Here is a 19840-nt window from a genome sequence, read left to right as displayed (position 1 = left end):
CCACCGTAGCCACCGAATCGGAGACATCGCCATGATGCACGCGCCCATCGGGCGGCTCGCACTGGGAGTCCTGCTGCATGGCTCCGGCGGCCACTGGGCCGGATGGCGCCACCCGCAGGGCGCCGCATCGGGCCAACTCGACTATCCCTTGCACGCATTCCTCGCCATGGAACTGGAACGCGGCAGGATCGACGCGATTTTCCGCCCCGACCTGCTCGCACCCTGGGGTGAGGGCCCCGGCCTCAACAAGGCTGCCCGAGCGGACCACTTCGAGCCCCTCACCCTGTTGTCCGGGCTCGCAGGTGCCACACAGCACTTAGGACTGGTGGCGACCGGCTCGACCACCTACTGGCCGGCCGACCGGCTCGCCCGCAGGTTCGCCTCGCTGGACACCATCTCCGGCGGACGGGCCGGCTGGAACATCGTGACGTCGTACCACCTGGCACGTGAGCTGGCGACCCTCGACATCATGTCCGGCGGACGCGCCGGGCTGCTGCTGGACCCGCAGCCGGACGCCACGGAGCGGGCCACCGGCCTGCTGGTCCGGCAGGAGGCACCCGCGGCACGGCGACGGGCCGAGGAGTACCTGGGCGTACTCCAAGGCCTGTGGGACAGCTTTGACGACGACGCCTTCGTGCACGACCGCGCCACCGGCGTCTGCTTCAGGGCCGACGGCATGCACCCCCTCGACCACGACGGCCCCCACTACCGAGTGGCCGGCCCGCTGAACATCGCCCGGCCGCCACAGGGCCATCCGGTGACGCTGGCCGCCTGGGTCCGCCGACCGGGCCGGACTGCCCGACTACCAGGTCACAAACCGGCCCACCCCCTCCCGGACACTCCGGATCGCCCCCCTGTCCCTCGCCGCCGAGCATCCCGAGGACACCGTCGCACGCATCCGGCGGCTGCTGCACGAGGAGCGCCCCACCGGCCTCCTGATCGACCTGCTCGGCGGACCGGCCTCGCTGGAGTTCTTCGCCGCCCGCACGCTGCCCATGTTGCGCGAGCACGGACTCGTCCCGTGCGCCTCACGCGCCGCCCGCACGCTGCGGAGCCGACTGGGCCTCGAACAGCCCGCGGACTGGCCGGCCCGCCGCTCGGCGTGATCTTCCCCCCTTTTTTCTCTCCAGACCGACGGAGGTGGTCTTGTTGCGGGCCAGCACACTGTGGAGGCAGCCCAGGACGTGGATGGTGGTGCTGATCGGGACCCTGCTCGCCGCGCTCAGCACCCTCAGCTATCTGGGACCGGCCTCGGACCCCGACGCCAGACTGCACCACCTGCCGCTCGTCCTGGTCACCGAGGACCAGGGGGCCACCGGCCCCGACGGCGCCGTGAACCTCGGCGACGAGCTCACCGAGGCCGTCACCCGCGCCGCCCGCGAGGACGCACGGGTGCGCTGGAGCGTGGTGCACACACGCCGGGACGCCTGGCGGATGCTCGACGACCAGGACGCCTACGCCGCCCTGGTCGTCCCCCGCGACTTCACCGGCCGGGCCCTGTCCCTGCTCGGCACGGGGCACAACGCCGGGCGCCCGATGATGGAGATCGTCGTGCCAAGAGGGGTGAGCGGCGTCGCTGCCTCGACGACCGACAAGGTGATGCGGCTGACCGTGACCGAGGCGTCCCACCGTCTCGGTGCACGGCTGACGGCGCGGGCAGCGCAGCAGCCGCGGAGCACCACCAGCACGCACGCCGGCCGGCAGTCGCCCGGGGCCGCACCGGCCGGTCTGCTGACCCTCCTCGACGATCCCGTCGGCGTGACCACCGCCGTACGGCAGCCGGCCTCCGGCCCCGTCGGCACGGCTGCCGGAGCGGTACCGCTGTACGTCGCCATCGCGCTGCTCATCTCCGGGCTGCTGCCGGCCACGCTGCTGACGACGTTCATCGACGCGAGGCTCGGCTACCTCCCCCTGGAGATCGGCCCCCGACGCATCCTCCAGCCCGTCGTCAGGATCACCCGCTCGTCGACGTTCGTGGCCAAGGCGGTACTCGGTGCCGCGATGGGATGTTCGGCCGGTGCCGCCGTCGCCGGTGTCGCGCTGTGGGCGACCGGGCTCCACCCCGCCGACACCGGCCGGTTCGTGCTCTTCTGCAGCACCGCCTGCGCCGCCGTCGCCCTGCTCACCCTCGCCCTGTTCGCCGTGTTCGGGGCACTCGGCCAAGTCCTCGCCCTCTTCTCGGTGACCCTCGTCGGCGTCCCGCTGTCCGCGGGAGCCATCCCGCAGGAAGAACTCACCGGCAGCTACGACACCGTGGGCAAGGCCCTGCCCGCCCGCCACGTCGTAGAAGGGGTGCGCTCCCTGCTGTTCTTCGACGGCCACGGCAACCGCGTCGACCTGGCCTGGCTGGTCCTGGCCGGCTACGCGGCCGGGGCCCTGCTCGTCGGCTGGGCGGTCTGCCGCTGGTACGACCACCGCGGCTACCACCGGGCCCACCACCACGAGTTCCAGCCGGCCACCACCGTGCCGTAACCAAGGTGCCGCCCCCGCCGCCCCACGCCCCTCCGCGAGGCCGACCGCGGGAGCGGCACCGCCGGGGGCCGAAACACCCCCACTAAGCGGTGACATCGCAGCCACTCACAACCCTCTGCCCAGCCCCGGAAGCGTGGCCCCCGCCGACTCCTTCCCCGACTCGCCTCCCAGTGCCGGCCCTGGGCAATGCCCGCGCCCGCAGGACGCGAAGTTCCACGGGGGATCGCCCCTACCAGCTACAACCCCTCGCCGAGGCCAGCGGCATGTCCGTCTCCGGCATCGGGCACCGCCTACGAGAAGAGCGAGCTCGACGCCGGAGGCCGGATGGCCGCCGCACCGTACGGACATGAGCCGCCCCTACAGCGCAGCGGTGGTCGTGTGGTCCAGGACGACCGCGATCGCCGCCACTACGCGGCCGCCTGCAGCAGGGCCCAGGCCTTCGCCTCGCGAGCGCCCCGTGCGGACTTGGCCGACGAGCTCCTTGTTGGGCGGGATGCGGTTGTCGTGCATGGTGCCCTGTAACTCGGCGCCGAGGCATCCGCGGCACCGGCGCGAAGGCGGTGAGGGCCGGGTTCGGTCCGCACGGCGTCGCGATGACGGACATGATCCTGCCCATGGAGGCCGCAAGCACCTGACCGACTGGCAGGTGGAGGTCAGCCGCGCCATCAAGCAGACCGGCCTGAGTTTCACCACCGACGCCGTCCTCGCGCTGCCGACCAAGACCAGCGAGGTGCGCCTCTTCGAACTCGACAACAGCACCATGTCCCAGGACCGGCTCGCACGTGAGGTCTGGGACTACAAGCGCTACTCCGGGCATCGCGTCTAGGAAGGCGCCCGCGACCACGATCGGCGGCACATTCCCGTTCTGGCAGCGCCACCGCTACCCCCGCTCCCAGACCTTCCCGCGGCTGCACGTCGTCCTGGCGGGCGAGGAGGAGCACCTGCTCGACAACCGCCTCCAGGCGCTCGCCGACGACGTGAAGGGCATCGCCGTCGCCGTCTGGGCGAGCACCCTGCCCGGCTCCAGCGTGACGAGCCGTGGTACGAGATCGGCGTCGACGCCCCGGACCGCCGCCGCCAGCGCTACCCCGAACCGCCCGGCCGCTGATGGTTCTCGCTTGGCGAGGAGCGAAGACGTACATGTACCGGTATGGCGCGGAGCGGATCCGGTGGCCGGCCGTGGTGGACCGGGCCCGGGAGATCGTGGAGAGCTACGAGGGCGGCGTCACGCTGCACCAGGTCATGTACCGCCTGGTCTCCGAAGGCGCGATCCCGCACACGGCGCCGATGTCGGCCGCCGCGCACCGAGCTGCGACAGCTGGCCGGCGCTCGAGGAACCGTCCAGGCGGCGTGACCGGTCGCTGGGCGCCCCGGTCGACCAGGAGTACGAGGTTGCGACGAGGGTTGCGCCTACTGTTGCGCGACCCCGCTGGGCGCTCGCGTGTCCGTGCATGCTGCCACGCGGTACGCCGTTGTCGGGCCGCTGACTCCCTGTTGCGGCCGCCTGTCGCCCATGTCCCTGGCTGGAGTGGAGAAGAAGAGGCGGGGGGATGGGCGGAGCGTCCGCGGCTGGGGATCGGGGCGTGGCTCAGCTGGTTGCGCGTCGGCCGGGGCCGCCGCCCACATGCCGATTGGCAATGCGGCGGTGACGTGCGACGGGGAGAGGCCAGGACAGGAAGCCGGGGGTCAGGGGGCGGGTTGGGGTGTGAGGGCGTCGTCGAGGGTGGGATACAGCGGGAGGATGGCGTCGAGGCCGACGATGCGCAACAGGCCAGCCACCCGTGTGGGGGTGCGGGCCAGGCGCAGCCATCCGCCGCGGGTCTGGGCGGTATTGTTCGCGGCGACGAGGGCGTTGATGCCGCTGGAGTCCATGAAGGTGACGTCGCGGAAGTCGACGACCGTGTGCGGGGCGGAGTCGTCCTGGACGGTGAGGGCCTGGTGGAAGGTGCCGACTGTGGTGTGGTCGATGTCCCCGGCCAGGGCAACGACGTGCACGCCGCTGGCGGTGGTGTACCGGGAGACGGACAGCAGGGCCTGGCTCATACCGTCTCCGTCCGGTCCTTGGTGGGCGTTCGCTGCTGCGAGGCCGCTGTCTACGCAAACGTATGCCGCCGCACGGTGTCAACTGTGGCAGGTCGGGTGAAAAGCGCTTGGAGCGGGGCAACCGGGAAGGGGCCGTGCGATGCTTCGCGACACAACGCGAAGTTCGTGTGACGATCATGTGAGACGGGGCGGGCGTATGGAGCGGGCCGGGGGGGACGAGGGACAGAAGACAGGGCACAACCGTTGCCTGTCGGCGTCCGCCGCCTATAACGGCGACTCTTCCTGTATCGGGGCGGCCCGGCACCTGGCGACCCGCTTCCTCACCGAGGTACAGGCCGTGCACGGGCTGCCGGTGTCCGAGCGGGCGATGGGCATGACGCAGCTGGTGGTCAGCGAACTGGTCACCAACGCCGTGAAGTACGCACCGGGCCCCGTCATGCTCGATCTGCAGATCAGCCAGGGCGCGGTGCGGGTGTCGGTGTGGGACAGCGAGCCGGTCCTACCCGATGTCGCCGCCACCGACCCGCGGCGCGTGGGCCGCCACGGCCTTGAGATCACCCTCGCCGTCAGCCAGGCCTACGAGGTGTGCCGGGAACCGGTCGGCAAACGCGTCACCGCCGTGATCGCGCTTGCCGACGACCCCGGCGGGAACATCGCCGTCCGCACCACCTCCTGACCCCACCCCGCACCGGCCGGGCAACGGCAGCGCGTAGGTGACCTTCGGCAAAGAGGGGAATGGCTCGTCATGGTGACAGTTCGACCGTTGCCCGGCTGCCGGACGTCGTCGCCTTCGACACGGTCACCGAGCTGCGTCCGCAGCTGCTGGTGCTGCTGGAGGAGAGCATCTGCCGTCACCTCGTGCTGGACCTGTCCCACATCAGCTACTTCGACTCCTGGCCATGCTGATGAGAGCCTGGCTCGAAAGCCAGACCGACGGCACCGCTCCCGCTCATCAGCCGCATGCTGAACGTCACGCAGGCCATGACAATCCTGACCGTGGCCCCATCTCTAAATGAGGCACTGCACACATGCCGCAGGACTCCGTCAGACGATGCTCAAGCAGCGGATCAGGCCTGACCGCCCGCGTACAAGGCCTATCCCCGGACTCACAACTCGTCGCGCACTGAGCTGCGTCGGCTGACCCGCATCCGCAAAGCAGCGACGGTCGGCGTCCCATACCGCGGCCGGGGGCCGGGGCGCCGTTCAGCCGGTTGCGTGTCGGCCGGTGCCTCGCGTCGTGCCGCCGTCAGTGCGGCGGCGACGTCAGGCGACGGCTCCGTTGGTTCCCGATCCATGCGCCGAGCCGGAGCTCCCCGCACCTCTTGGTCCTCCGCATCGGCAGGGGTATGCGGTGTCGGACGAGGTGTGGGGGCTGCTGGGCGACGTCGGAGGGAATGACGCTGAGGTGGCGCCGGCTGGCCGCGTCTGGCGGAGGGGCCTCGGTGCCGTCGGCGTCGACGCTGCACCGGGTGATCCGCAGGGACCTCCTGGCGGGCCGGGCGTTGATGGTCGAGCCCGCCAGTACGGTGTCACCTACCGCTCGACGGCAGCCCGCGGCTGAGCCAGCTGCCTTGAACTCGCATACGGCGCTGTAAACGTCTTGGTCGCTGGCGGCAGGCCTATTCGGTGTCGCGGGACGGCCTGTCAAGCGATGACGACAGGTTCGCCGCTCAGCGCGACACCGGCCCGGCGCAGCTCATCGAGTGCGGTGCGCGTGGTGTCGGCGGCGACGCCGGCTGTGTAATCGAGCAGGACGCGCACCGTGAAGCCCGCGCGCACTCCGTCCAGTGCGGTGGCCTTCACGCAGTGATCGGTCGCGATGCCGACGACGTCGAGGTCGGTGACATCGCGGGCCTTCAGCCAGGCGGAGAGTGTCGTGCCGTCCTGGGTGAGGCCCTCGAAACCGCTCTTCGAGGCGGAGTGCGCGCCCTTGAAGAAGACCTCGTCGACGTGCCCGGAGTCGACGGCGGGCGCGAAGTGCGGATGGAGTTCACTTCCCTCACTGCCGACGACGCAATGCACGGGGAACGAGTCCTGGAAGTCGGGGTTCTCGGAGAAGTGGGCGCCCGGATCGATGTGGTGGTCACGGGTGGCGACGACGCAGGCGTACTGCCCGTCGGCGCTCCGGACCAGCTCGGCGATGGCGGCGGCCCGGCCCGCGCCGCCCTTGACCGGAACGCTTCCGCCCTCGCAGAAGTCCTTCTGCACATCGACGATGATCAGTGCACGACGCATGGAAAACCCTCCCTCGGGTGAACCTCTTCCTCGATGGTCGGCCTTGCGGCAGCGGGCGGTCGCGCCACTCGCCGGTCGTTCCCCCGACCGGCGGAGCTGTACGGGAGCGAAGGTGCAGTCCTTGCCGAAGAGGGGCCCGGAGTGGTCACGCTGCGTCGAAGTCGGACCGGGGCCGGACCTCCACGACGAAGTCGGCATCCTTCAGCTCGCCCGCCTCGTCGTGCCAGAGGAAGACCCGCACGTGCATCGCGTGGCTCAGGCCGATCCGCTCCCACTCGGTCATGAGGTCGCCGACGATCCGGCCGATGGCGTGCTTGGCGCCCTCGGCCGTGTCTGGAGCGGTGATCGCGCCGTGCCACCGTTCGGGGTCGCTGCCGTAGGGGCGCCAGCCCTCGGACCCGTGGGGTTCGAACACCCGGTACGCCCAGTCCGTATTGGTGTCCATAACACCGATCGTGTCACCGCAAGGAGTCTCATGCGCCGCATCGGATCGACGCCCGCCGAGCGCGGGTCCGTCGGAGCGAACAACTGCCCCGACGTCCTGGAGCTGGAAGACGGCGACTTCCTCGTCATCGGCAAGATCCACCTCGTGACCGCGCCGGAGGCGGAGCGGATGAACGAGGTGGGCGCCTCGATCGGCAAGGATGAGGCGGTGGTCCTGGTGCCCCGCGACTGCATCCTGGCCGCCGTGAAGCAGCTGGCATCAGAGGGGGTCGCCCGCTGACCAGCGCACACGCAAGTCGACGAACTCCTGAGGACCGCTGCCCTACGAGAAGAGACGGCCTCGTGGCTTACCTGCCGTGTCGCGAGCCGCTACGGCATGGCGAAGGTATTGCGGTCCTGCTGGCGCTGGCAGGGCGATCGTCGTCGACTGGGAGATGGTCGCGCTCGGCGACCCGTCATCCCACACCCCGAGCCGCTGACGGCCGAGCGGCTCGCAGCTGGCGGGACGGACGCGGCAAAGCAGTTCCCCTTGCCAGTTCTCGTGAGGATCCGGATCGTCGTATCCCCATGCAGGTCGACCTGCGAGGACCGGCGCGTGCCGCCACTACAGTCGGTCCTGGGCCAGGTCCACACCTCGGGCGGTCGGGCCGGCTGTGCGTCCGGGATGGTGCTCATACCTCCGACTTCAGACACCCGAGGCCGGCTGGGCGGCGGCCAGTCCCACCCACAGCCATGCGGTCATCCCGCGGTTTCCGGGGACGGCCCTCGGTTGTTATCCGACAGCCGGCACCGCGCCTTGACCGAACTTGGCGACGTCGCCGGGCGGCATGTCGCCGCGGAGCCGTACGACCCGTACCGGGTGCCGCCAGACTCCCCGGTCCTGGGCGGTGTCCACATCGATCTTCGCCACCAGCGCGGGATCCGCGAGCCCCACGACGCGTGAAACCGGACCTCCTCCCAAGGATGTCCCGACCCGGCCGCGGTGAGCCGTGTGGCCGGGAGCCGGGCCGTGGCGGGGCGCAGCGGGGTGCTGCGGGCGGTGGGCCGCAGGACGCCGGCTGCGTCGTACCGGCCCAGCAGCACACTCCCTGGCCGTGCCAGGGTCCCGGTGATCGCACCGATGACGGCCTCGGTGGTGTCCCGGCGGCGGACCTTGTACCAGCCGCGTGCCCCAGGCAGATAGTGCTCCTCCCTTGATCACCAGTCCCTCGGCTCCGGGCTGCGTCCATGTCGTCAGCCACTCCGGTGCGACCCGCCCATCATCTGTGACCCGGCACAGCAGCCAGGGCGGGGCCAGGGCGTGCTCTATGAACAGCTGCTCCGGCCATGCACGCCGCGCGGCGTACGGCTGCTTGAGCAGCACCTCGCCGCCGGCCTGGAGGACGTCGAAGGCGACGAAGTACGCCGGCAGCTCCTCGGCGAGCCGTACGGCCGTCCACCCGCGGGCTAGGGGTAACAGGAGCGCTCGGTAGCCGTCCAGTTGCAACCCGAACGCGAGACCGCCCAGGAGCGCCCCCGGGCGCGGGCACTGATCCCGCCCCTGCGCCCGCATCGGCGTTTCCAGGTCTCGTCGAGGGCTGCGGCGCGGCCTTCCACTCGGGTCTCGGCCAGCGCTCCTAGCCGCTTACCTGATGGTTTTGCTCATGCAGGCAGCTGGCAGGGCTGGCTCGTGCACGCATGGGGTGCTCGGGGTTTCCTGGGCTACGGCCGTGTGCAGTGCTGCGTGCAACGGAGCGAGCCTGTCGTTTGGCGCAGCCTGGATCAGATGCACCAGAGCCACAGGACCTCGGCGACGGTGTAGACGCTCAGCCGGGTGTCCCGGACCTTTCTGGTGAGGTCGGACATGGCGCCGTATGGGGGGTCGATGCCTTCGCGGACTGATCCATGTAATGAGTGGCCACGAAGGCGGCGAAGAGGCTGTTGTGGTGGGGGAGTGGCTCCGAGCGCACGATCGTGTGCAGGAGGGCGGCCGCGCGCCAGGCGGCATCCGGCTCGGAGGCCTCAAGCGTCGGCATCCGGGTCTTGTGCCGGGAGGCGACGGCCGCCACCAGTGCGGAGTAGTCGGTCACGGTCACGTCTTCGTGCGCGATCCTCGGGGAACGCCTCGTCGAACCCCCGCGCAGGTGGCCAGGCGGGCTGCTGCTCCGGGACCACGGAGGTGTGGTGCCGGACCGGTTACGGGTTGAGCTCGAAGTCGGCGTTGTCCAGGGCGTCGGTGGCTCGGCCCACCAGCCGTCGTTCGAGCCGGTCTCCGCGGCTTTGGCGGGTCGGCTGGCGACCAGGCCGGCCCACGTACCCCCCCTGCCGTTGAGTCCGCCGCTGGTGATGATCTTTCCGGCGGGGCACTTGAGGAGGCCGCCGACCGGAGGCTCACCCGGTCCGTTGCCGGCTCGCTACGAGCGGGCGGGTGCGTGCGTCACCTCGTGCCGTGCTCCTGTGGCCACTGTCCGGTGATCTTGCCGTCGGGCGTCAGGGTGAACCGGGTTCCGTCCATATCCGTCGTGGCACTGGCTCGCGTGCCGTACGCCTTCAGAGTGAAGTCCTCCGCTTTGCCCATGTACACGTGCGCCTCAGCGGCGTTGCTCCACGAGTTGACCCGCACCTGCACTCCCCAGTGGTTCACCTGCGGCTTCTCCCGCCAGCCCCCCCAGCTGCTCTGCGGTAGCAGCCCTGTGCCTCGGCCCGAGAAGACGTACCAGCTCGCGAGGCCAAGCAGGGTCACAGCGGCGACGAGCGCAAACGCGGTCGACCGGCGACGGATGCGGGAGGAGAGAGCCACTTGATGGGTTCCTTCATGGTTCGGGGAGCGCTTCGCCGCAGTCCAAGACGGTCTCCGGCCGAGCCGCGTTCCTGACCGCCGGGATCAATCGGCTGAACTTTCACCTGCACAGGTCAAACTGCTGCGCCGTCAGGTCGACCTGGAGACCAGGGGGCCGCGCTGCTGAGGACCCTTGTCGGCATCGAACCGGACCGTGGAAGCGAGCATCGGGCGCGCGCCGAGGTACGCCGTGCACTGGAGGTGCTGGATGGCCGTACCGGACGGGGTGGATCTTGCGGAGCTCGCAGAGGCAGCAAACCAGGTCTGTGCTGGACGTAGGCCCGTAGGAACGAGCCACGGGGGTGGCCTTGCAGGGGGTCCGGGTGACGCGGTGGGTTCGGTCACCCGGATCCGCCCGCGGGGTGGGGCTGGTGGTGGGGCGGTTACTTCGGGGGGACGAGCATGTGTTCGGTGCCGAAGGTGGCTCCGGTGTGTGTGTACATGGTGGTCTCGCCGTCGGACCAGCGGACGAGCAGGTCGTCCGGCCAGCCGTTGGAGTCGTAGCTGCCCGCTGTCATCACCGAGTCGTGGGACCAGATGCTGCCGGCCGGGGCCATGTGGATCTCCTTGCCGGCGCCGCCGGGGCCGGTCTCCTGGAACTGCGAGACATGTCCGTCGGACCAGCGCACCAGGGTGTCCCAGTTGCTGCCGCCGGTGAAGTCGCCCGCGGTCACCAGGGTGGCGTCCTTCCAGGCGCTCTTCGGCTTGGCCAGCTGGTGTTCGGTGCCGAACCCCTTGTCGCCGACCGCGGTGTAGTCGGTGACTTCGCCGTCGCTCCAGCGCACCAGCAGGTCGCTGACGTACTTCGCGGTGCCGAAGCTGCCGCCGGTGATCTGGTCGGCGTGGCTCCAGATGGATCCGGCGTCGGCCAGTTTGATCCCGCCGTCCAGGCCCTTGGTGCCGACATCGGGAAAGAGCCTGACCTCGCCGGAGTCGAACACCACCAGCAGGTCGGAGCCGTTGCCGCCGGCGAAGTCCCCACCGGTGGCGGACTTGGCGTTCTGAAAGATGCCGTGCGGCGCGGCCAGGCGGCGCTCGCCGGTAAAGCCGCCATTGCCGTCGCCGTTGTACAGGGTGACCTCGCCGTCGGTCCAGACCACGATCAGGTCGCCCTTGCTGTCACCGGTGTACGCGCCCGAGGCCAGCAGCTTGGCATGGGACCAGGTCTCACCGCCGCCCATGGAGTACGGCAGCGGCGGCTGCTCGTAGGGGGTGTCGCGATGGACGGGGCGGTTGTTCTTCGCCTCGTCGTACAGGCGGAAGAACCAGTCGCCGTGCATGGGGCTGTAAGTGAGCCAGTCCGCCTGCTCGTCGTTGCCGCCGCCGTTGTACCCGCCGACGTTGCCGATGATCTCGCCGGTTCCCTTCTTCCAGTCCACCTGGGAGAACCAGGGACCGCCGGAGACACCGCCCCACATGCCACGGCACTTGGCCTGGATCTGGTAGAAGCCGGGCAGCGCCTCCGTCTGCGTGGGGCACCGCACGGGATGGTCCTCGGGGTCATGGTGGGCGGGGTAGCCGACCATTGTGACCTTGTTCAGGTAACCCGGCGTGCGCACCAGCTTGTTCGCGCCCACCACGTCCTGCGCCTGCTTGCCGCTCTTCGAAGGCTCGAGCCGGCCGAAGGAGAAGTCCAGGTCGGAGATGGGCTTCTTGGTGTTGTGCACGTAACGGCTGTCGGTGAAGAACTTGGCGACCCGGTAGAACCCGAACGTCTGCTTGTCCAGCGTCTGCTCGGCGGCGTACATGGGGACGAAGACGGCCTTGCCCCCGTCGCAGTGCCCCGCGGTCAGGATCAGATTGTGCCCGGGGCTCTCCACCACGCTGGCGGTGCAATGGTGCGCGTGCATCCGGTCGGTGGTCGGATCCGTGTCGTAGGTGAAGATCGTCCCGACGGACGGCAGGCCGAGGATGTGCTCCGCCGTCGGCATGTCGGATGCCACGCCGGGATCGGCCGTGGCGGCCCGCCGCAACCGGGCCTCGGCGCTCGGGTCCGCCTGCTGCGCGGGGTGTGCCGGGTCGGTGGCCGAAGCCATGCGTTCAGGCGTCCAGAAGCGGATGGCGTCCTCGTCCGAAAAGTCGTCGTCGCCGGTCTCGGTCGCGGCGGACCCGCTCGCGCTCGCCGAGGGTGAGGCCGAGGGGTCCCCGGTGCCGGTCCCGGTTGAGGGGCTGGCGGAGGGCGAGGGCGCGGGTTCACCGGACGGTCCGGTTGAGGGTCCTGCGGACGCTCCGGCGGACGGCACCGTCGCCGGGGACAGGTGGGGTGCCGGTGTGGCGGCCTGCACCTTGGCCTGCGCCTGGGCGAGGCTCCCCCCTCCGGTCAGGAGCAGGGCAGTTCCGGCCGCGAGGACCACGAGACGCGATATTCGTCTGTGTGAGGTATTCAAGGAACGCTTTCTGAGTCATGGACGAACTCCCTGCGGACCGGAAGCGGCCCGAGGGAGCGAGGGAAAGATGAAGGGAAGACCCGAGGAAGGCGGGGAGCACAGTTCGGCGCGCGCCCACCGGTGTCCGCTCGACCCGCCCGGGGGACGGTCCGCGTCCGCCGGATCCGCCGCTACGCGGACGGCGCAGCCTTCCGTGAGCGGCGGCGCCGCACCGCCACCGCGCCGCCGGAGGCAAGGGCCAGCCCCGTGGCCGCGATGCCACCGGTGACCGCCCAGGACGGGTCGCCTCCGTCCGCGACGGGCTGGCCGGCGATCGTGACGTGCTGCTGCGTGGTCTGCTGCCCGTGATGGCTGACCACGGTCACGGTGTAACGGCCGTTGGGTACGTCGCCTCGCGATTCTCCGTAGCTCGCGTATTCGTGTATCGAGCAATTCCGGCTCTCCATAGGCAGGCCGAACGGCGGCACGAGGATCCCAAGGACATGCCACTACCGGGCAGCGGCAGGCGCACCGCTGCTACGGAGTCCGAAGCGAGATCTTCCGCCGACGGCCTGCGCCGCGCTCACAGCGCACCACAGCACCCCCGGTGCAATGCCCCCGTGCCGCCATGCGGCGGCTGTCAACCGACCGTGGTCAGCGGTCGGAGTCACCATGATCGCATGACGGGAGTGCACGTGCACTCTTTTAGTACTCCAGCAGCAGCACTTTGACGTTGAACGGCGAGGGGTGAGTGGCCAGTTGCCAGGAGTCGGCGAACTTCTGCCGCGGTGAGGGGCGCGAGGCAGGAACCGTTTCTGCTGCCCCTTTTGCCGCGGCGTCGGCGGCCATGACGGCCAGGAAGGCATGCGCCAGCATGGCCGGGGTGATGTGGCGCATCCAGCCGGTGTAGCGGCGGACTTCGTACTGGTCGAGGCCGCACTCGTTCTTCGCGGCCTGGAAGGCTTCCTCGATGGCCCAGCGCGTCCCGGCGACGCGGACCAGCGAGTCGATCGTGGTGCCGAGCGGTGCGTAGGCGAGGTAGTGGGCGCTCTCCTCGGGCTTGTTGATGCTGCGGCGTGCCAGTGCCCAGCGCTGTGGGTAGGCATCTCGGCGTCGAAGTCCTCTATGGACGTGATCTGCAGGGCCGCCCAGTGGTAGACGCGCAGGCCCTTGGCGCCTTCGCCGCACGAACGCGGCTCCCATGCTTCGTCAGGGGCCTGGGAGAAGAGGTGGTCGATGCGCGTCCGAAGTGCGGCACCTGCTGGGACTTGGGGACCGCGAGCGCATATCCCAGGATGGTCTCCTCCAGCATGCGGCGCAGCCGCCACTCCTGGCCGTAGGCTGCGTGGTCGTCGATCCAGGACTTGGACAGATACAACTCGCGGTCCACCAGGGCGCGTCCGCGTGTGGTGGCGTAGGCGGCGAACACGCCGATCTGGCAGTTCTCGGTGCGGGCGGCGGTGCCGGAGTACTGGCGCTGCACGCCCGCCGAGGTGGTGCCTTTCTTGAGGAAGCCGGTGTCGTCGTGGATGAGGATCCCGTCGGGCTCTCCGAGCCGTTCGGCGACGTAGTGCCGGAGGTCGTCGCGGAGTTCGTCGGCGTTCCAGCGGGCTCCGTTGAGGAGTCGTTGGAGGCGGTCGGGGGTTCGGTGTCCGGCGTATTCGGCCAGTGCCGCACCGGCGGGGTCGAGGGGTCCTCCACACTCGGCATCCTGCTCACCCCCCGTCACGTTGGGCTGCGGCCCTGGGACACCACTGCCGGCGGCATCCGTCAGGGCGCGCATGTTGGCCTCGCGATCCGGACGGTGGTGCGCATCTCCCTCAGCCGGGTGATCCGCTGTGTGAGTCCATCCGAGCTTGCTATGAGGGAAAGCAGTCGATGCCGCCACCGGGTGAGTTCCAGGCTCCATGATTCCGGCAGGGTGCCGGAACGGCTGGGGCGCCGGTCCAGCGCCGCCAGCGCGTCGTCCACGATCCCGGTTGAGTCGCCGGGTGTATCGCTGTCGTGAGCCGCGTGCACACGTATCTCGTAACGGAGCCTGGCCGCGTCCGCCAGATAGCGGGCGAACGCCGGCGGTGCGCTGCCGCCTGACTCCACAGCCAGCGCTCGGCCCCCGGCGGTTGGCCGCCTTGGTCGGCCGTCACCACGACGAAGTGCCGCAATTGCCGTACTCCGGACCCGTCCACCACTTCCCACACGGTGAGGGCGGGGTGTGCTGATGTCGCCCCCGGGTCCCAGGCGCATCGGTGATTCATCAGGCGGCAGTTCGGACCGGATCACGTCCTCCGTCTCGTGCTCTTCCGCCGCCCCGTCATCTGTGAACCGCCTGTAGGCGACGAAGAGCCTCGCGTCCCCCACTGCCCACTCATGGGTCGGCCCGGCGGCCTCAGTCCAGCGCCGCTCCCATGCCGCCCGCGCACCCCGGTCACCGACAGACGGCGAGAGCGCCACCGACAGGCAGAGCAAATCGTGACGCCGCCGCAGGACCGCCTGGTGAAGACCGTCGCGGCTGCGCCGGGCCGCCAGCGTCCCGCCGGCCGGAAGGTCTTCGAGCTTCCCAGGAAGTACATCGGGCAGCCCCGTCGCGGCTGCAGGGTGCTCCATGCCGAGCACCGGGCCGAGCGCGCCCCACAGCTCCCGCTGCCTCCTGGTACGCCCTGAGCCGACGCGGCCCGGTGGTGGCCACGAACAGATGGATGACGAGCGACTGGTCAGTGAGGGCGGTCACCGGTGGCCGGTCCGACCTCGGCGAGGTCTTCGGGCTCCCTCGCGCTCCGCAGGGTGTGCACCAACCGGTTCACCCGCTCCAGCACGTCGGGTGGCGGGGGCTCCGTCTCCTCGCCTACCCGCGTGCGGATCCGTGAGGGCCCGATGAGGTCCAGCTGTCCCATGGCACCCCACAGGGGATTCGCATCGCCGGTCCGCAGCGCGGTTTGGCCGTCAGCGTCGTGCGCGGGTGTGTTGCGGACGGTCCGTTCACGCATAAGCGCCCCCGACCGCGCCTGCCTCGTCCATCATGGAGACCGTGAGGAACGAGCTTCTCGGAGCCCTGTGGGCACGGATGGACAGAGGCTTGAACGGCGAGACATCGCTGACCGAGGCGGTCTCGGGACCTCTGCGCTCAGGGCGTGCGGGCTGTGTGGTCATCGGAACAAACGCTTCCCGCTGCCCAAGTTGTCAGAGGTCCAACTTCACCAGCAGGGGCTCCGGCAAGGCGTCACGGTCGTAGCGGGGCGGTCGGCCACGTCGGCGGCCTCGCCGCCGTAGAGGATGGCCGATCTGGTCGGAGGGCTGCGGGACGACCGCGCGGATGCCCCGGCGTCACAGAAGTAACTCATCGGGACACGATGGCCGCTGTGTGATGCTCTGTGATCGCCAGGGCCGCCGCCATGACGGTCAGCTGGGGGTTCACCTGCGGGCAGCTGGGGAGCACCGACGCGTCCGCGACCACCACGCCGTGCACGCCACGGAGCCGGCCCTGCGGGTCGACCGGGAAGCGTTGTGGGCTCGCGCCCGCTGCGGCGGTGCCGGTGGGGTGGTAGGCCGACAGGTGCAGCTGCCGCGCGCCCGTGCCGGCCAGAACGTCACGCAGTTCGGTGAGGCTGCGCACGCGGGGCGTGCGCGGGATGCCGGTGAGTACTTCCTCGGCGCCCGCGGCGAACAGGAGCTCGCCCATGGCGAGGACGGCCCGCAGGAGACGGCCGGCGTCGCGACGGTCCAGGTCGTAGCGGATCACGGTGCGGTGGCGGCCCAGGACACGGCCGGCCGGACTGTCGGCGATCATCGCCCCGAGCGTGGCGAGCCGGTCCGCGCCCTCCAGTTCGCGGCGCAGCTCGCCGCCCGCCCCGGGCAGGACGAACGATCCCATGCCGGGCGGGGTGGCGGTGGCCTCGATGAGGATGCCGGCGCCGTGGTGTTCCTCCACGCCGACGCTCTGCAGCACGCCCTGCCAGGCCTTGACCGGTTCGGCGAAGCGTCCGGCGACGCTCGTGGCCGGGTGGACGCTCAGGTTGTGTCCGAGGCGGGGGTGTCCGCCCAGTCCGGAGCGGCGCAGGAGCTGCGGGGTCTGCAGGGCGCCCGCCGCTACGACGACGAGGGGCGCGAGGATGTCGAACGCCCCGCCGTCCTGCTCGCCACCGTGCTGCTCCCGTCGTACGCGCACCCCCGCCGCACGTGGACCTCCTGGGCGGTCCGGGTCGACGAGTACGCGCTCCACCCGCGCCTCGGTGACGATGCGGGCTCCGGCGGCGCACGCCTCGGGCAGCACGGAGAGCTGGACACTGTGTTTGGCGCCGGTCGGGCAGCCGGTCACACACTGGCAGGAGCCTCGGCAGCCGGGCGCGTTCCTCCGCAGGGGTGTGGCCCGCCAGCCGAGAGCCTGGGCGCCGGCGAGTGCGACCCGGCCGTTGGCGCCGAGGACGTCGAGGGGCTGGGTGGCCACCCGCAGCAGGCGTTCGGCCTCGTCCAGGTGACGGTCGAAGTCGTCGGCCGCCGTCCACCCGAACTGCCTGTTCCACCGGGACAGGACGTGGTCCGGGGTGCGGTAGCAGGTGCCGGAGTTGACGAGGGTGGTGCCGCCGACGGCTCGGCCCACCGGCAGCAGCAGCGGCGGTGTGCCGAGGGCGAAGGTGGCTCCGCCGTCCCGGTACAGCTCGGTGAAGCGGTCCAGGGGCGCGCGCCGTCCGAAGGACTCGGTACTGTGGTGGCTTCCCTCTTCGAGGACGACGACGTCGAGTCCTGCCCGGGCCAGGGCCCGCGCGGCCACGGCCCCGCCGGCTCCCGAGCCGACGACCACGGCATCGGCGGTGGAGCGGGCCGGCCAGGCGGACGCGGGCGTCAGGTCGAGCGGGGGGTCCTTGCGCGTGAGGACGCTCCTCGCAGGTCCCTCTTCGAGCATGCGCTCGGTTCCGGCCGACAGCAGGACGGGCACCTTGAGGAGGTCCAGCAGCGGCAGGAGCGCGGGGCGGGCGGCCAGTCCGGCCACGACGGACTGCCGTTCCTGCGCGGTGAGCCCGGCCAGGGTGCGCCCGGTGCGGGCCAGGGCGTAGACGTCCACCGCGCGTGCCGCGGCCCGGATGCCCGCCCGGGCGGCCACCGGCATCGCGGACAGGACCGTCTCGAGGCGGTCGGGAACCCGACGGGGCCAGTCGGTCGTGCCGTCGTCGGCGATGAGGGCGGCGACGAGGCCGGCGAGACTCATCGTGTGCCCACCTCCGCGTGGGCCGTGCCGTCCAGTGTCCACTCGGCCTCCGTGCGCCAGCCGCCGAACCACCACCTCTCCAACAGGACGTGCGCGTCGGCGCGTTCGCTGTTGCGGCAGGTCGCGTGCCGGCCGTCGGGGTCGGTGTAGTCGAGTACGAGGGTGCGGTCGGCGGGCTGGGTGACCTCGACCCGGATGCGGCGCAGGGCGGTGCGGCCGGTGACCCGCCACGTGGGCAGGGTGGCGTCCGCCCGGAAGCGCCCCGCTCCGGCCCAGCCGACGGCACCGCGCTCGGGACGGCGGGGCCAGTCGCGGCCCTGGCGGCGCAGCCGGAGGAAGACCATCGGGGGCAGCCTGCGCAGTCCCGGACGCGTGGAGACCGCGGCGACGACCTCCAGCACGTCCCCGTCGCCGAGGTCGGCGTGCAGCCAGGCCCAGCGGTGGGCGTTGCCGTGACCGTAGATGCGGGCGGACGCGCCCGGGGCCCCGGTGAGCGTCAGTGTCCTGCCGTCGTGCGTGAAGGTCCCGTCGTACCGGGACCGCGCGGCCGGAAGCATGTGGGCGGCGGGCAGGAGCGGGTGGTTCCAGGACCAGCGGGGGAAGGTGAACAGCGGCTCGTCGGAGGGGCGTTCCGCGATGTCCCAGTGCAGGCCGCCCTCGTCCGCCGAACCGGACAGGCGCCCGGGCCGGGAGGTGACCTCGCCGGCGCTGAAGCCCGGCTCGGCACCGGACCACGGCACGGGGCCGAAGCGGGCGTGCCGGACGGGGCCGTCCTCGGGGAACACCGCGGCCCAGCCGTGCGCGTACGGCTGCGACCCGTCGGCGGGCGCGGTCAGTTCATGGTGCAGCCACAGGCCGCTGCCGGTGTCCGGGTCGGTGACGGTGGTGTACCAGACCTCCGTGCGGCCCGGCTCGCCGCGCCAGCGGGGCGCGAGGAACGCGCCCGGCTCGTGGGACCGCGGGAAACGGAAACTCGCCAGGAATGGCAGGAGTTGGGTGCGCAGCGGGAAGCCAAGAGTGCCGGTGCCCACCGGCGCGCCGTCCTCGTAGAGGGTGAACGGCAGCACGGTCATGGAGGCAACGGGCCTGCGCGGGGAGACGGACTTCCAGCCGTCGAGGGTGAGGCGGCGGCCGCCGACGGTGAACGCGATGCGGTACCGGATACGGCGCCGCGCAAGGGGGGATATCTCCAGCTCGCCCTCCGCATGGGGATCGTCGGCCCAGCCGGTGATCCGTACGCGACCTACGGCGCGCGCCTCCGTCGTGCCCCACAGCCGCATCACGCGGTCCGCCGAGACCGTCAGGTCCAGGCGGACGCGGCGGACGCGGCGGACGCGGCGGACGCGGCGGTCAGGGCCGTCACGGCGGTCGCGGCGGTCGCCGTCGAGCCGCAGCGTGCCGAGCATCGTCTCGCTGAAGACGGTGCCGCGCGCGGTCGAGCGCCTGCCCGGGTGGGCGCGTGAGGTGGTGGCCGCGCTCACGCGAGCCCCTCCAGCATGATCCGCTCGGTGACCGTCAGGTACTGCTCGGCCGCTCGGCGGGCGCCGGCCTCGTCACCGGCCCGCACCGCGGCGACCACCGGCTCCAGGCGCTCCCGGGCCACCCCGGCGTCCGTGAACGGTCCCCGGAGCGCGGCGCGCACGGGGAGGTAGGCGTTGAAGAGGGTGTTGGTGAGCAGGACGTAGACGCGGTTGCCGGTGGCGCGGGCCAGGGCCCGGTGGACCTCGATGTCCGCCAGCTGTACGGCGTCGGCGTCCGCCCCGTCCCCCACGGCCGCCAGCAGGGCCGCCAGTTCGATCCGTTGCCGTTCGCTCGCTCGGCCCGCCGCGCGTTCGGCGATCAACGCGCCGATGCTGCGCCGTACTTCGAACACCTCACCGATCCAGTCGGGGCTGTGCCGTACGAGCATCGGCAGCAGGTCGGCGCCGCCCAGGCGCAGGTAGTCGCGCACACGGGTGCCGACGCCGTGCCGGGTCTCCAGCAGGCCCGCCTGCATCAGACGCCCGAAGGCGTGCTTCAGGGTGGTGCGGGTGACGCCGTAGCCGTCGGCGAGTGTGCGCTCGGGCGGCAGGTAACTGCCCGCCGGATGACGCCCGGTGAGGATGTCCTCACGCAGCCGGCTCTCCAGGGCGTCTACGAGGGTTTCGCGGGGCAGGGACTCCACGCCGTCCTCCAGTGGCTCAGTGGATGATCCACTCAACCAGCATGGGTCCGTGGAGTCAATGACCCCGGCGAGCCCCCCGCCGCCGGATTTCCTTCCTC

Annotated in this window: 21 protein-coding genes and 2 pseudogenes; 8 read left to right on the top strand and 15 right to left on the bottom strand. The window is 71.1% G+C overall.

Features of this window, described 5'->3' with window-relative positions:
* Window positions 1–31 precede the first annotated feature (31 nt).
* The 3 genes from ACIP4Y_RS36215 (at window position 32) to ACIP4Y_RS36205 (ending at window position 3298) form a co-directional block, all read left to right on the top strand.
* A complete protein-coding gene (locus ACIP4Y_RS36215; protein ID WP_401400745.1) occupies window positions 32–1201 on the top strand; it encodes an LLM class flavin-dependent oxidoreductase in 1170 nt (389 codons plus the stop codon).
* Window positions 1189–2472 carry a YhgE/Pip domain-containing protein gene (locus tag ACIP4Y_RS36210; RefSeq protein WP_401400742.1) on the top strand — a complete coding sequence of 428 codons (1284 nt, stop codon included), beginning with the start codon at window positions 1189–1191 and terminating at the stop codon, window positions 2470–2472. The genes ACIP4Y_RS36215 and ACIP4Y_RS36210 overlap by 13 nt, the downstream gene beginning before the upstream one ends.
* A 646-nt stretch (window positions 2473–3118) precedes the next feature.
* Window positions 3119–3298, top strand: coding sequence for a replication-relaxation family protein (locus tag ACIP4Y_RS36205; protein WP_401400739.1), 180 nt, complete (start codon window positions 3119–3121; stop codon window positions 3296–3298).
* An 860-nt stretch (window positions 3299–4158) separates the two neighbouring features.
* Here the strand turns inward: ACIP4Y_RS36205 and ACIP4Y_RS36200 are convergent.
* Window positions 4159–4515 (bottom strand): STAS domain-containing protein, encoded by a 357-nt coding sequence (locus ACIP4Y_RS36200; RefSeq protein WP_401400736.1) that lies wholly within the window; start codon window positions 4513–4515, stop codon window positions 4159–4161.
* A gap of 196 nt (window positions 4516–4711) precedes the next feature.
* On the opposite strand from ACIP4Y_RS36200, the gene ACIP4Y_RS36195 reads away from it, so the two are divergent.
* Together ACIP4Y_RS36195 and ACIP4Y_RS36190 are read left to right on the top strand one after the other, a co-directional pair.
* Window positions 4712–5191: an ATP-binding protein gene (locus tag ACIP4Y_RS36195; protein ID WP_401400733.1), complete on the top strand. Its 480-nt coding sequence runs from the start codon at window positions 4712–4714 to the stop codon at window positions 5189–5191.
* A gap of 59 nt (window positions 5192–5250) precedes the next feature.
* The gene (locus ACIP4Y_RS36190) at window positions 5251–5421 is read left to right on the top strand and encodes a hypothetical protein (protein WP_401400731.1); all 171 of its coding nucleotides are present in this window, start codon (window positions 5251–5253) and stop codon (window positions 5419–5421) included.
* Window positions 5422–6159: 738 nt separating this feature from the next.
* Here the strand turns inward: ACIP4Y_RS36190 and ACIP4Y_RS36185 are convergent.
* Both ACIP4Y_RS36185 and ACIP4Y_RS36180 read right to left on the bottom strand, forming a co-directional pair.
* A complete protein-coding gene (locus ACIP4Y_RS36185) occupies window positions 6160–6750 on the bottom strand; it encodes an isochorismatase family protein (protein WP_401400728.1) in 591 nt (196 codons plus the stop codon).
* A 145-nt stretch (window positions 6751–6895) separates the two neighbouring features.
* Window positions 6896–7195: a hypothetical protein gene (locus tag ACIP4Y_RS36180; RefSeq protein WP_401400725.1), complete on the bottom strand. Its 300-nt coding sequence runs from the start codon at window positions 7193–7195 to the stop codon at window positions 6896–6898.
* A gap of 30 nt (window positions 7196–7225) precedes the next feature.
* Here ACIP4Y_RS36180 and ACIP4Y_RS36175 point away from each other — a divergent pair, with 30 nt between their 5' ends.
* The 3 genes from ACIP4Y_RS36175 (at window position 7226) to ACIP4Y_RS36165 (ending at window position 8644) form a co-directional block, all read left to right on the top strand.
* Window positions 7226–7474 (top strand): hypothetical protein, encoded by a 249-nt coding sequence (locus ACIP4Y_RS36175; protein WP_401400722.1) that lies wholly within the window; start codon window positions 7226–7228, stop codon window positions 7472–7474.
* A 516-nt stretch (window positions 7475–7990) separates the two neighbouring features.
* Window positions 7991–8137 carry a hypothetical protein gene (locus ACIP4Y_RS36170; RefSeq protein ID WP_401400719.1) on the top strand — a complete coding sequence of 49 codons (147 nt, stop codon included), beginning with the start codon at window positions 7991–7993 and terminating at the stop codon, window positions 8135–8137.
* A gap of 357 nt (window positions 8138–8494) precedes the next feature.
* Entirely contained in the window at window positions 8495–8644 is a 150-nt protein-coding gene (locus ACIP4Y_RS36165) for a hypothetical protein (protein WP_401400716.1), read from the top strand.
* A 311-nt stretch (window positions 8645–8955) separates the two neighbouring features.
* Here ACIP4Y_RS36165 and ACIP4Y_RS36160 read toward each other — a convergent pair.
* The 12 genes and pseudogenes from ACIP4Y_RS36160 to ACIP4Y_RS36105 all read right to left on the bottom strand — a co-directional run bounded on the left by ACIP4Y_RS36160 (window position 8956) and on the right by ACIP4Y_RS36105 (window position 19742).
* Window positions 8956–9317: pseudogene (locus ACIP4Y_RS36160) on the bottom strand (toxin Doc).
* 293 nt (window positions 9318–9610) lie between these two features.
* A complete protein-coding gene (locus ACIP4Y_RS36155; protein WP_401400713.1) occupies window positions 9611–9973 on the bottom strand; it encodes a hypothetical protein in 363 nt (120 codons plus the stop codon).
* A 422-nt stretch (window positions 9974–10395) separates the two neighbouring features.
* Window positions 10396–12048 (bottom strand): trypsin-like serine peptidase, encoded by a 1653-nt coding sequence (locus ACIP4Y_RS36150; protein WP_401400710.1) that lies wholly within the window; start codon window positions 12046–12048, stop codon window positions 10396–10398.
* A 521-nt stretch (window positions 12049–12569) separates the two neighbouring features.
* The gene (locus ACIP4Y_RS36145; protein ID WP_401400708.1) at window positions 12570–12758 is read right to left on the bottom strand and encodes a hypothetical protein; all 189 of its coding nucleotides are present in this window, start codon (window positions 12756–12758) and stop codon (window positions 12570–12572) included.
* 325 nt (window positions 12759–13083) lie between these two features.
* The gene (locus tag ACIP4Y_RS36140; protein WP_401400705.1) at window positions 13084–13566 is read right to left on the bottom strand and encodes a hypothetical protein; all 483 of its coding nucleotides are present in this window, start codon (window positions 13564–13566) and stop codon (window positions 13084–13086) included.
* Window positions 13502–14161 (bottom strand): transposase, encoded by a 660-nt coding sequence (locus ACIP4Y_RS36135; protein WP_401400702.1) that lies wholly within the window; start codon window positions 14159–14161, stop codon window positions 13502–13504. Before ACIP4Y_RS36135 ends, ACIP4Y_RS36140 begins: the two co-directional genes overlap by 65 nt.
* Window positions 14149–15072: a CATRA conflict system CASPASE/TPR repeat-associated protein gene (locus ACIP4Y_RS36130; protein ID WP_401401029.1), complete on the bottom strand. Its 924-nt coding sequence runs from the start codon at window positions 15070–15072 to the stop codon at window positions 14149–14151. The genes ACIP4Y_RS36135 and ACIP4Y_RS36130 overlap by 13 nt, the downstream gene beginning before the upstream one ends.
* Before the next feature lie 17 nt (window positions 15073–15089).
* Window positions 15090–15362: a CATRA system-associated protein gene (locus ACIP4Y_RS36125; RefSeq protein ID WP_401400699.1), complete on the bottom strand. Its 273-nt coding sequence runs from the start codon at window positions 15360–15362 to the stop codon at window positions 15090–15092.
* A 229-nt stretch (window positions 15363–15591) separates the two neighbouring features.
* Window positions 15592–15699: pseudogene (locus ACIP4Y_RS36120) on the bottom strand (IS5/IS1182 family transposase); the annotation flags it as partial.
* A 13-nt stretch (window positions 15700–15712) separates the two neighbouring features.
* Window positions 15713–17578 (bottom strand): GMC family oxidoreductase N-terminal domain-containing protein, encoded by a 1866-nt coding sequence (locus tag ACIP4Y_RS36115; protein ID WP_401400696.1) that lies wholly within the window; start codon window positions 17576–17578, stop codon window positions 15713–15715.
* Complete coding sequence (locus ACIP4Y_RS36110; protein ID WP_401400693.1) at window positions 17575–19059, bottom strand: hypothetical protein; 1485 nt, start codon at window positions 19057–19059, stop codon at window positions 17575–17577. The genes ACIP4Y_RS36115 and ACIP4Y_RS36110 overlap by 4 nt, the downstream gene beginning before the upstream one ends.
* The gene (locus ACIP4Y_RS36105) at window positions 19056–19742 is read right to left on the bottom strand and encodes a FadR/GntR family transcriptional regulator (protein WP_401400690.1); all 687 of its coding nucleotides are present in this window, start codon (window positions 19740–19742) and stop codon (window positions 19056–19058) included. The genes ACIP4Y_RS36110 and ACIP4Y_RS36105 overlap by 4 nt, the downstream gene beginning before the upstream one ends.
* Window positions 19743–19840 lie beyond the last annotated feature (98 nt).

It is taken from the genome of Streptomyces sp. NPDC088810, assembly GCF_044750305.1.
Taxonomy (GTDB): domain Bacteria; phylum Actinomycetota; class Actinomycetes; order Streptomycetales; family Streptomycetaceae; genus Streptomyces.
This window is presented reverse-complemented; position numbering and strand designations above follow the sequence as displayed.

What these genes read in the sequence shown, in the direction of transcription:
- ACIP4Y_RS36215 (WP_401400745.1), top strand. Translation starts at nt 32, where the DNA reads ATGATGCACGCGCCCATCGGGCGGCTCGCACTGGGAGTCCTGCTGCAT.
- ACIP4Y_RS36175 (WP_401400722.1), top strand. Translation starts at nt 7,226, where the DNA reads ATGCGCCGCATCGGATCGACGCCCGCCGAGCGCGGGTCCGTCGGAGCG.
- ACIP4Y_RS36150 (WP_401400710.1), bottom strand. Translation starts at nt 12,048, where the DNA reads ATGGCTTCGGCCACCGACCCGGCACACCCCGCGCAGCAGGCGGACCCG.
- ACIP4Y_RS36135 (WP_401400702.1), bottom strand. Translation starts at nt 14,161, where the DNA reads ATGCGCGCCCTGACGGATGCCGCCGGCAGTGGTGTCCCAGGGCCGCAG.
- ACIP4Y_RS36200 (WP_401400736.1), bottom strand. Translation starts at nt 4,515, where the DNA reads ATGAGCCAGGCCCTGCTGTCCGTCTCCCGGTACACCACCGCCAGCGGC.
- ACIP4Y_RS36190 (WP_401400731.1), top strand. Translation starts at nt 5,251, where the DNA reads ATGGCTCGTCATGGTGACAGTTCGACCGTTGCCCGGCTGCCGGACGTC.
- ACIP4Y_RS36115 (WP_401400696.1), bottom strand. Translation starts at nt 17,578, where the DNA reads ATGAGTCTCGCCGGCCTCGTCGCCGCCCTCATCGCCGACGACGGCACG.
- ACIP4Y_RS36210 (WP_401400742.1), top strand. Translation starts at nt 1,189, where the DNA reads ATGGTGGTGCTGATCGGGACCCTGCTCGCCGCGCTCAGCACCCTCAGC.
- ACIP4Y_RS36125 (WP_401400699.1), bottom strand. Translation starts at nt 15,362, where the DNA reads ATGCGTGAACGGACCGTCCGCAACACACCCGCGCACGACGCTGACGGC.
- ACIP4Y_RS36185 (WP_401400728.1), bottom strand. Translation starts at nt 6,750, where the DNA reads ATGCGTCGTGCACTGATCATCGTCGATGTGCAGAAGGACTTCTGCGAG.
- ACIP4Y_RS36195 (WP_401400733.1), top strand. Translation starts at nt 4,712, where the DNA reads ATGGAGCGGGCCGGGGGGGACGAGGGACAGAAGACAGGGCACAACCGT.
- ACIP4Y_RS36180 (WP_401400725.1), bottom strand. Translation starts at nt 7,195, where the DNA reads ATGGACACCAATACGGACTGGGCGTACCGGGTGTTCGAACCCCACGGG.